This is a genomic window from Parapedobacter koreensis (assembly GCF_900109365.1).
GTDB classification, from domain to species: Bacteria; Bacteroidota; Bacteroidia; order Sphingobacteriales; family Sphingobacteriaceae; genus Parapedobacter; species Parapedobacter koreensis.
Genome location: NZ_FNZR01000022.1, coordinates 1 through 8,984, shown reverse-complemented (window position 1 = coordinate 8,984; position 8,984 = coordinate 1). Strand labels below are relative to the sequence as shown.

Sequence of the window (8,984 nt, the reverse complement as noted above, 5' to 3'; positions counted from 1 at the left end):
GCGGCTTACTTTGTAAAGGCTATCCTGCATATCCAGGCTGTCCAACATGTCCAGCATGATGTATTTTTTCTCTTGCCCCATGGCACCAGCTGCAGCTCCGCAGCACCAGCCGATAAGCAGCCATTTTAGTATGATATTCATTATCATTCAATTAGTTATCACATAGTTCCCGGCCCATTATCAGGTTTCCATCTGCCCCCCTGCCCATGTACCTTGAAGATGCCTGTGTGACATCACTTTTCAAATAAGTAGTTCCCCCGATGTCAAAAGATGTCACATTGGCGTAAGCACCTGTGTAGGTCAAACCAGCCCATGCTAAGGAAAAGGCATCGTATTGGGATAACCCAAATAATTCCTGCAAATAGCTTGCCATGGGCGCAACGTATTTTGTAGCCATCGTCTGGTGTTGATTTGTCTTAGCCTTATTGATAAGATCGGCTTTCTGTAAATATGCGTGCAGCACCTCATGAATAAATATAGCAAGGGCTCCTTCTTGTGATGCATCCGGCATATAGTTTTCATGAAGTACAATGGTTGCGACGAATCTTTTGGGGACACCGCCTATTGTCGTTAATGTTGAATTGGTCACCTCTCCGGGCCTTCCAGTCTTAGTTATTCCATCAATAACGTTTATATTAACGATGTTGTCTCCGTCTAATTCCTTGATGATGTCGGTAATTAAGCCCATCACGGGTTTTGATCGATTCAGTGACTTATCAATAGTCTGTCTTAAACATGGATTATCAATTTCATTTTTGATGTCCCAATTTTTAGTAGGAGGAGGTGGATTATATCCGGGACCACCACCGCCACCTTCCCCCGGCCCCTGATATTCTTCCGGCATCGGTCCTTCATCGCTATAAGTGCAATCCAGCGAAGTATGAGCTGTGCAATGGGTGTAAGAGCCCGCAGTCACACAAGAATGGTATGTGCTGGACGTACAATTAACGCCGCCCATGCTGAGCATCGTTTTTGAATTGCCCCTCGCGGTAAGATAATGCTGCCTGGATACGGGTCTTCCGTCCAGCAATGTTGAATAAACGCCAACTCCGGTGTACCAGTCATTAACGATGGCCAGCCCGGAGAAGCGCTCTTGGCCGACCGAATCGGGAAACATCGTGATGAGCTGTATTTGCCATGTGTCCCCGGCATTCAAGAGGCGTATCCAGCTGTTTATCTCGGTGCTGGTACTATCGTCTTGATAGTAGTACAAAGCCTCAGATAACCCGACGGGTGCGAATACTACAAGTGTGTCGCCCAGTCTATTGTAATAGGCTTGCCCCCAGTCTACCGTTCGCCCGAGTTTCTGGCGGTAGTCCATGTTGGAAGTATCTGATACCGTTTCTTTATTTTTCTGCCGGAAGACTTCCATGGCTATGCCTATTGGCTCTTCTTCTATTGCTTCGGGGATAGCAGATTGCTCTTTTTGGCAACTATAGATAAAGATTGCAGCGAGTGTTACAAGCATCACCAAAAAGAGATGGCTTCTGTGGATGAGTTTAAGTTGTTTCATGTTTGTATAAGAGTAGTTTTGATTATTTAGATGTTTTGTGTATTTGTTGTTTGTTTTATAAGGTAAAAATTCTAATGAAAATACGTTTTGTTTGGCTTTGTTGAATGGTTTTTAGAATTTTTTCAAATAAAAGATAAAATATGTCTCGAATCAATACGCCAAAATAGGTATTTTAATATTTTTTGGTGCTTGGATGCCATTTCTGAAGGACGCTAAAACGCCACTCATTATAATCCTACCCAGAGAACACATGTATAACTGCCAAAGAACGTATGTGCCCAGACCTGCGGGTCCTTTTCTGAGCGTAAGTACGAACAGACCTCCCATGTCCAATTGGCTCATTCTTTTCAGCGCTTGGCTTTGCGATTTGGCATCGAGGTGATACCATACCGCTCCATTTGCCCAGCTCGTTGATTACTGGCAGGGATTATTTCAGCCAAGTTCTTTGGTGGCCTGGGCATCCGGCCTTTCATTCATTACCTGTCGTTTCACGGCATATAGCTTCAGTATTTCGGGTAACGCATGTGAAGCCCTGAAGCTATCGTGTCTAATGCCCACTCGAACTCGCGCCGTGCCTGCGCCCAGCGGGGCAGGTGCGTAATAGGCGCTGAAGATCGAGGCGGTAACCAAGTAGTAATAGCCTCGGTTCAGGTCTAGTTAGCACCAGTCGCCTTGCGTATTAATCGAATACATCCGGATGGTGCGTTTCAAATAGGCAGTTTTAACAGATTCTATTTGGAGTTAATCTAAATAACGCTAATTTTGCGCTGTATGGAATCCGAAGCGATACAGCCTGACAACGCAGCGACCCCCGGCATGGATGAGGCTGCCTTTGAGCGGCTATACCGCAGGGAATGGAAACAGGTGTTTGCCATCTGCTTGCATTACGTGAACGACGAACAGACGGCCGCCGACTTGGCGCAGGATGTGTTTGCGATGGCCTGGCGGAAACGGGCCCTGCTAAAGCCAGGAACCCCTATGCATCACTATCTATACCGCGCCGCTAAATTGGAAGCACAGGGACATTGGCGTGCGACCGGACAACACCGCCACCACCTTGAAGCGGCACAAAGCGACCGCCCCGCCGGAGCGAACAGCACCGAGGACGCAATACGCTACCGTGAGCTGCGTGAGCGCATTGACGGTGTATTGACGAGGTTGCCCGAACAAGCACAGGCCGTGTACCGCCTGAGCCGGGAAAAAGGGCTGGACAACCGCTCCATTGCGCTGGCTATGGCGCTATCGGAAAAGGCGGTGGAGTACCACCTCTACCGGACGGTGGCCGCACTCCGAAAATTTCTCGCAGACTATCAATAAGTTACATTTTTTATTGCGCAGCCATTTAGGAAAATACCGGGCTTGTCCCGTATTATCCAGATGAAGATCACACAGGAACTGCTGGACAGGTACTATGAGGGATGCTGCACCGCCGAGGAACAGGCTGCCGTGGAACGATGGCTGGCCGAAGACCCCGGTCTGCCGGACATCCCGGACCTCGCCCACCTCCAGACACTGGAAGACCGGGAATGGGGACGCCTACGCGAAAACCATATCCGGAGCGGAAAGCCGGAGCGCCAAACCAGGCGACTGTCCCGGTTATGGATGGTCGCTGCATCGCTGCTGGCATTGGTCACCGTGAGCGTGGCCGTATACTGGCTGATTACACCTAAAGCCCATAACGTTTCACTCGCGACCACCGAACCCGCTTTCCGGGAATACCGTACCGAACCCGGCCAGAAGGCAAAGGTCATTCTGCCAGATGGCAGCACCGTGCATCTGAATGCGGGGAGTTATATCCGCTTTCCGGCTGCATTCGACCACAGGGAAAGGACGGTGGATTTCGAAGGTGAGGGTTATTTCAGCATCGTCAGACAGGATGGGGTGCCATTCACCGTACGCAGTGGCGAAACCCGTACTCATGTACTCGGAACCAAGTTCAACCTGCGGGCCTATCCCACGGAAAACCGTACCGAGCTGGTGCTCGAAGAAGGACGAGTAGCCTTTCTCCGGAAAAATCAACCGGACTCCGTCGTGCTGGAACCGGGACAGCGGGTGATTGCACAGCCTATCCAGCCGCTTGCGGTTGCCCGGGTTGACCCGGCACGGTACACGGCCTGGAAGGACAATCGGCTGCGGTTTGACGGGATGCCACTATCGGAGGTCGTCGCTGCGCTGGAACGTTGGTACGGGATCGATATCGAGGTAACGGATTCCGCGCTGCTGCGGGAAACCTACAGCGGGCAATTTGACAACCCGACGGTACACCGGGTGCTGGAAAGCTTGTCCTATGCCATCAAATTCAACTACGAACAACAGGGAAAGAAATTCAAAATCTATCGATAAATCAGGAAGAAAACCCGGTACGCCATCGCCAAACGTTGTACCGGGCGGTCAATTAACAAGTCATGTTTCACCATTAATTAACACGTTCACAAATCTATGCAAATATTCGCCAAAAACCGATTGCTCATTACAGTTCTCCTATTGTTTACCGTCCTGGCTGCCGGATCCCGCGCGCTTGGGCAACAGCGGGTGCTGGAAACACCGGTGACCCTCCGCCTGACCGGCGTAACCCTCCGCAGTGCGCTGGACGCCATCGCCGAAAAGGCCGGAATCACGCTATCGTACAGCGACAGCCAGTTGGACCTGGATCGCTCCGTATATGTCGACGCCACCGGCAGGCCGTTGGGCGAACTGCTGCACGAGCTGCTCGGCAACCGCCTGGCGGGCTTACGCGAAAACGGACGGCAGGTAACCATACAGACTGCCGATGGGTCGGCTACCGTGCAGGGCACGGTGCGTACGCGTGACGGCCAGCCAGCACCCTTTGTGACCGTCGCCCTGCGAGGACGTAAGACCCAGACTGATGCTGAAGGCCGCTACACCTTCCAGAAGGTAGAACCGGGCAATTACGTCCTGGGAGCCACTTCGGTGGGCATGAAGACCCGCACGCAACCGGTATTGGTAGCCAGCGGTGCCTGGGTGGAAGTCGATTTTACATTGGACGAGGACGCCCAGACCCTGCAGGAGGTGCAGGTGAACGGCGAGAAGATCAACAAATACGCCGACAAGGCTTCCGAACAGGTGGCCCGGCTGCCGCTGGCCAACTTGGAAAATCCGCAGGTATATAGTGTGGTGGGTCGGGAACTTATTTCCGAGCAGCTCGTCACCGAACGCACCGACCTGTACCGCAACGTACCGGGTGCCGTACCTAACTTTGCCGGGGGCGGATCGCAGGGCATGAGCATCCGGGGGTTCGCGAATTTCAACGGAATGCGGAACGGATTGATGACCAGCGCCATCCTACCCATGAATCCAGCGATCTTGGAACACGTGGAGGTGCTGAAGGGCCCGTCGGGCACGCTGTATGGCAGCAACCGAGGTGCCACCTTCGGTGGGGTCTTCAACTACGTGACCAAGCAGCCGTTCGATGCTTATGCGGGCGAGGTGAGCTACACGGCAGGCAGCTACCGTTTCGGCCGCCTCATGGCGGATATCAACACGCCGCTGAATGCCGAACGTTCAGCACTGCTGCGCGTGAACGCCGTTGCGCAGACCGAAGCATCCTTCCAGGAGCAGGGTTATTCCAAGAACTACACGATTGCACCGAGCTTCCTCTACAAGGCCAGTGATCGGCTGACTTTTCTGATCGATGCGGAAATCACACAGAGTGCTTACACCGGCTATACGATGGTGATCGGAAACCTCGCCAACATCAGCGCACGCAGCATGGCGGACATCCCCGTGGACTATAAGCAGCCGCTGCTGAATAATGCCATCGATGCCGCGAACGGTGTATATAACCTACAGGCACGGGTGACCTACCGGATTTCGGAGCAATGGCGCTCGGAAACGAATTACCTGCTTTCGCATGGGTATTACGAGCACTACTACGCGCCTACGCACACGTTGCTAACCGACAGCACGGTGGCGCGCACCGTACGTAACCAGACCCCGGAGAATTTTGGGAACATCCAGCTACAGCAGAACTTCGTGGGGGATTTCCGTTTGGGCAGCCTGCGAAACCGGGTAGTGGTAGGCCTGGATTACAACCAAAATTACTACGAGCTGAACCGCGTGACGGTACCGTACGATACCGTGAACCTGCGGAGGCCGATCCCTAATTTCAGTGCCACGGCACTGGAAAACCTTTCGGCGGCAAGGGGCTTTGTGGCCACAAATTTCGTGGGTAACTCATGGGCTGCCTACGCCTCCGATGTGCTGAATGTCACCCCGGAGCTGATGGTGATGGCCAGCCTGCGCTTTGACCGGTATTTCACCGATGGGTCCTACAATCCGGCCACCGGCCTGTACGCCGGTGGTTATGCGCAGAATTCGCTGTCACCCAAGCTGGGCATCGTCTACCAAATACTGCCGGAGCGGCTGTCGCTGTTTGCCAACTACCTCAATGGTTTCCAGAACATGGGGCCGGTGACCCAACCCGACAATACCATACTGAACCTGAAACCGCAGTACGGCAACCAATGGGAAGGCGGGATCAAATACGAAGCCCGCAGCCGCAAGCTGAGTGCGACGGTGAGCTACTACGATATCATGGTCACCAACGCCATGCGCAACGAGCTGCGGGACAACCTGAATTTCACCGTACAGGACGGCACCCAGCGCAGCAAGGGCATGGAGGCCGAAGTGCTGGCTAACCCCGTGCCGGGATTGAATGTCATCGCGGGTTATGCCTATAACCAGAACAAATACGAAAAGGCCAACGCCAACGTGGAAGGTAAGTTCCTCGTGAATAGTCCAGCGCACATGGCCAACCTGTGGGTGAGCTACTTCCTCACCCGTGGAAAGGCTGCCGGACTGGGCTTCGGCGCCGGTGGGAACTACGTGGGTGCATCCTGGTACGAAGCCAGCAATACGTTCAGCCTACCTGCCTATACCCTACTGAATGCGTCACTGTTCTACGACCGGCAACGGTACCGCATCGCGCTGAAGGGCAACAACCTGCTCGACGAGCACTATTGGAACACGAACGGAACCCCGCAGAAACTGGCAAACTGGTTGGCCAGCCTCACCTTTAAGTTTTAGGGATTGACGGCGAAAGGAACTATATTATGGCTGCACCGCTGGCTCGGACTGCTGTCCGGGCTGGTGGTGCTGATCTTGAGTATCACCGGATGCCTGTACGCATTCGTGGATGAAATCACCCCCCTTATCTATCGGCAACGCCAGCGGGTGGTGCCCGGCAGCCACGCCATGGTTCCGCTTGACCGGCTCAGGGAAACGGCGGAAAAGGCGATCGGCCATCCGGCAAACCAAGTATTCATTCCCAACCGGCCGGATGCCGCTGTCCGGTTTATCGCTTACCGTTTCGATGCGGATGCATGGCACTATGGGGCGCAATACCCCTACTACTATACCTGCTACATAGATCCGTACACAGCCGGTGTCATGTACATGGAAAACACGAAATACGAGTTTTTCAACCTGGTGTTCCACCTGCATTTCGACCTGCTGCTGGCTGGTGCAGGCCGGTGGATCGTAGGCTGGAGTACAGTGGTGTTTGCCGTGTTGCTGGCAACTGGACTGGTGCTGTGGTGGCCGCACAAACGATCGGCATTGCGGCAGCGGATACGCTTCGTGTGGACGGACCGGACACGCTGGAAGCGGAAAAACTATGACCTGCATAATATTTTGGGCTTTTACACGCTGGTGCCTGCATTGGTACTGGCACTGACCGGGCTGGTGTGGGCTTTCCCGCAGGTAGACCATACCGTGCAGCGGTTGCTGGACGGCGGGGAGCGCCCCTCGGGCACGGTGACCGTAACAGACAACCGCCTGCCCGGCCCGGAGGGACCGCTGGAACGGATTGTCAGGGATCTATGGGCTGATATGCCCGGAGCACGGTATTACCTACTGAACCTGCCGGATGCGGGAACGGGCGCACCCGTTACGGGCTTGGCCTACCCTTACGGGCGGCAGCGATACCAGTATACGCTGAACACCTATGAGGCTACAGACGGAAGAAAGCTAAGCGGCCATCGTTACATCGACAAATCCCCCGGCGCAAAATACCGCGCCATGAACTACGACATCCACATCGGTAACATCTTTGGTCTGCCGGGCAAGATTCTTGCCTTCGGCATCTCACTGATCTGTGCCAGTCTGCCGGTGACCGGAGCGGTCATCTGGTGGCAGGGACGGAAAAAGAAGCGGACACGGGCATCGTAGCGGGTTGCTTTACTTTCTGCTCGGTATATTTTAATTCAACATGCAAACCATTTGGTATCTCTTCCACTTTCAAAGCCATACCGGGAGAAATACGGTATTCTCTTTACGGAGGAAATCCAGCAGACGCGCGAAAACAGCTCTACCGAATTCAAGAGTTCGTTTAATGACGGGGTCATTGAGTCGTTGACGGCGTTTGCAAACAGCAAGGGAGGAAAGGTGCTAATTGGGGTTGACGATAGCGGCAAGCCTGTCAAAGGTTTTACCATTGGTATAGAGTCGTTTGAATTGGGCCGCTTTTCTACACCAACCAGTATCAAGGATGGCCAGACATCCCGCAGCGACCTGTTTACCGAAGTGGAAGAAGTATTGGCGTTCATCCGGAAGCACATCAATAAGGAATACATTATTACCGGCGACCCACAGCGTGAGGAGCGTTGGCAATATCCGATGCCGGCACTGCGTGAAATCGTCACCAATATGGTTGTCCATCGTGATTATATGAATAGCGGCGATTCGTCGGTAAAAATCTTTGACGATTATATCGAGTTTTTCAATCCCGGTCACCTGCCGGACACGATCACCATCGAGCAGCTGCTTGCCGATGACTATTCTTCCTACGCCCGCAACCGTAAAGTCGCAGCTACCTTTAAGGAAGCTCAATTGATAGAAAAGTACGGCTCAGGAATCCGGCGTATCCGCGAGGCCTTTGAACAGTATGGGCTGAAAGCCCCTAAATTCGAGAATTTCCAACATGGATTCCGTGTCGTTGTTTATGCCGAGAGGGCGACCGACACAGGGAAAACGTCGGGGAAAATTATAGCCTACATTCGGGAGAATCCCGAAATCACCATCCCTAATCTTGCACGGTTGCTCGGTATTACTGAGCGTTCGGTAGAGCGCAACATCAGCCAATTGCAGCGGGCCAATAAACTGACCCGTATCGGCCCAGCCAAAGGCGGCCATTGGGAAGTGATTGATTAATAAACTACATGAATGACTGTCGCTGTTTTCAGGGGGGAGGTCACTAAATAATTTAACGCTAACGTCTCTATCAATTCCTCAATTCAGTCTACAAGCGATGAATTTTTTTAATATCAGCTTCGGAATACCTGATATGCAGCCGCTATTGACAATCTTATAGGGTGGTAGGTTGATATCTTTATTTTAACTCTTCTGCCAACATGACCTTTTCTTCCAGCACGTTTTGCCATAGCTCGTCCCTGGTTTTGGTATGGCGGTCTCGCCCCTTTTCGATGAAGCCCCAATTCTCCTCAAACAGGAA

7 protein-coding genes are annotated in these 8,984 nt (G+C 53.0%); 5 read left to right on the top strand and 2 right to left on the bottom strand.

The annotated features are described in order from the left end of the window. Nucleotides 1–151: 151 nt before the first annotated feature. The gene (locus BMW65_RS23725) at nucleotides 152–1,513 is read right to left on the bottom strand and encodes a hypothetical protein (protein ID WP_143054019.1); all 1,362 of its coding nucleotides are present in this window, start codon (nucleotides 1,511–1,513) and stop codon (nucleotides 152–154) included. A 432-nt stretch (nucleotides 1,514–1,945) separates the two neighbouring features. After that, entirely contained in the window at nucleotides 1,946–2,143 is a 198-nt protein-coding gene (locus BMW65_RS24005; RefSeq protein ID WP_143054018.1) for a hypothetical protein, read from the bottom strand. Nucleotides 2,144–2,284: 141 nt separating this feature from the next. On the opposite strand from BMW65_RS24005, the gene BMW65_RS23720 reads away from it, so the two are divergent. The 5 genes from BMW65_RS23720 to BMW65_RS23700 all read left to right on the top strand — a co-directional run bounded on the left by BMW65_RS23720 (nucleotide 2,285) and on the right by BMW65_RS23700 (nucleotide 8,683). Continuing rightward, on the top strand, nucleotides 2,285–2,830 hold the full coding sequence (locus BMW65_RS23720) for an RNA polymerase sigma factor (RefSeq protein ID WP_090609493.1): 546 nt from the start codon (nucleotides 2,285–2,287) through the stop codon (nucleotides 2,828–2,830). 60 nt (nucleotides 2,831–2,890) lie between these two features. Beyond that, on the top strand, nucleotides 2,891–3,856 hold the full coding sequence (locus tag BMW65_RS23715) for a FecR family protein (RefSeq protein ID WP_090609492.1): 966 nt from the start codon (nucleotides 2,891–2,893) through the stop codon (nucleotides 3,854–3,856). A 96-nt stretch (nucleotides 3,857–3,952) separates the two neighbouring features. Then, nucleotides 3,953–6,559, top strand: coding sequence for a TonB-dependent receptor (locus BMW65_RS23710; RefSeq protein ID WP_090609490.1), 2,607 nt, complete (start codon nucleotides 3,953–3,955; stop codon nucleotides 6,557–6,559). A 3-nt stretch (nucleotides 6,560–6,562) separates the two neighbouring features. Next, entirely contained in the window at nucleotides 6,563–7,702 is a 1,140-nt protein-coding gene (locus BMW65_RS23705; protein ID WP_090609489.1) for a PepSY-associated TM helix domain-containing protein, read from the top strand. Between the two features lie 51 nt (nucleotides 7,703–7,753). Further along, entirely contained in the window at nucleotides 7,754–8,683 is a 930-nt protein-coding gene (locus BMW65_RS23700; protein ID WP_090609487.1) for an ATP-binding protein, read from the top strand. Nucleotides 8,684–8,984: the final 301 nt, after the last annotated feature.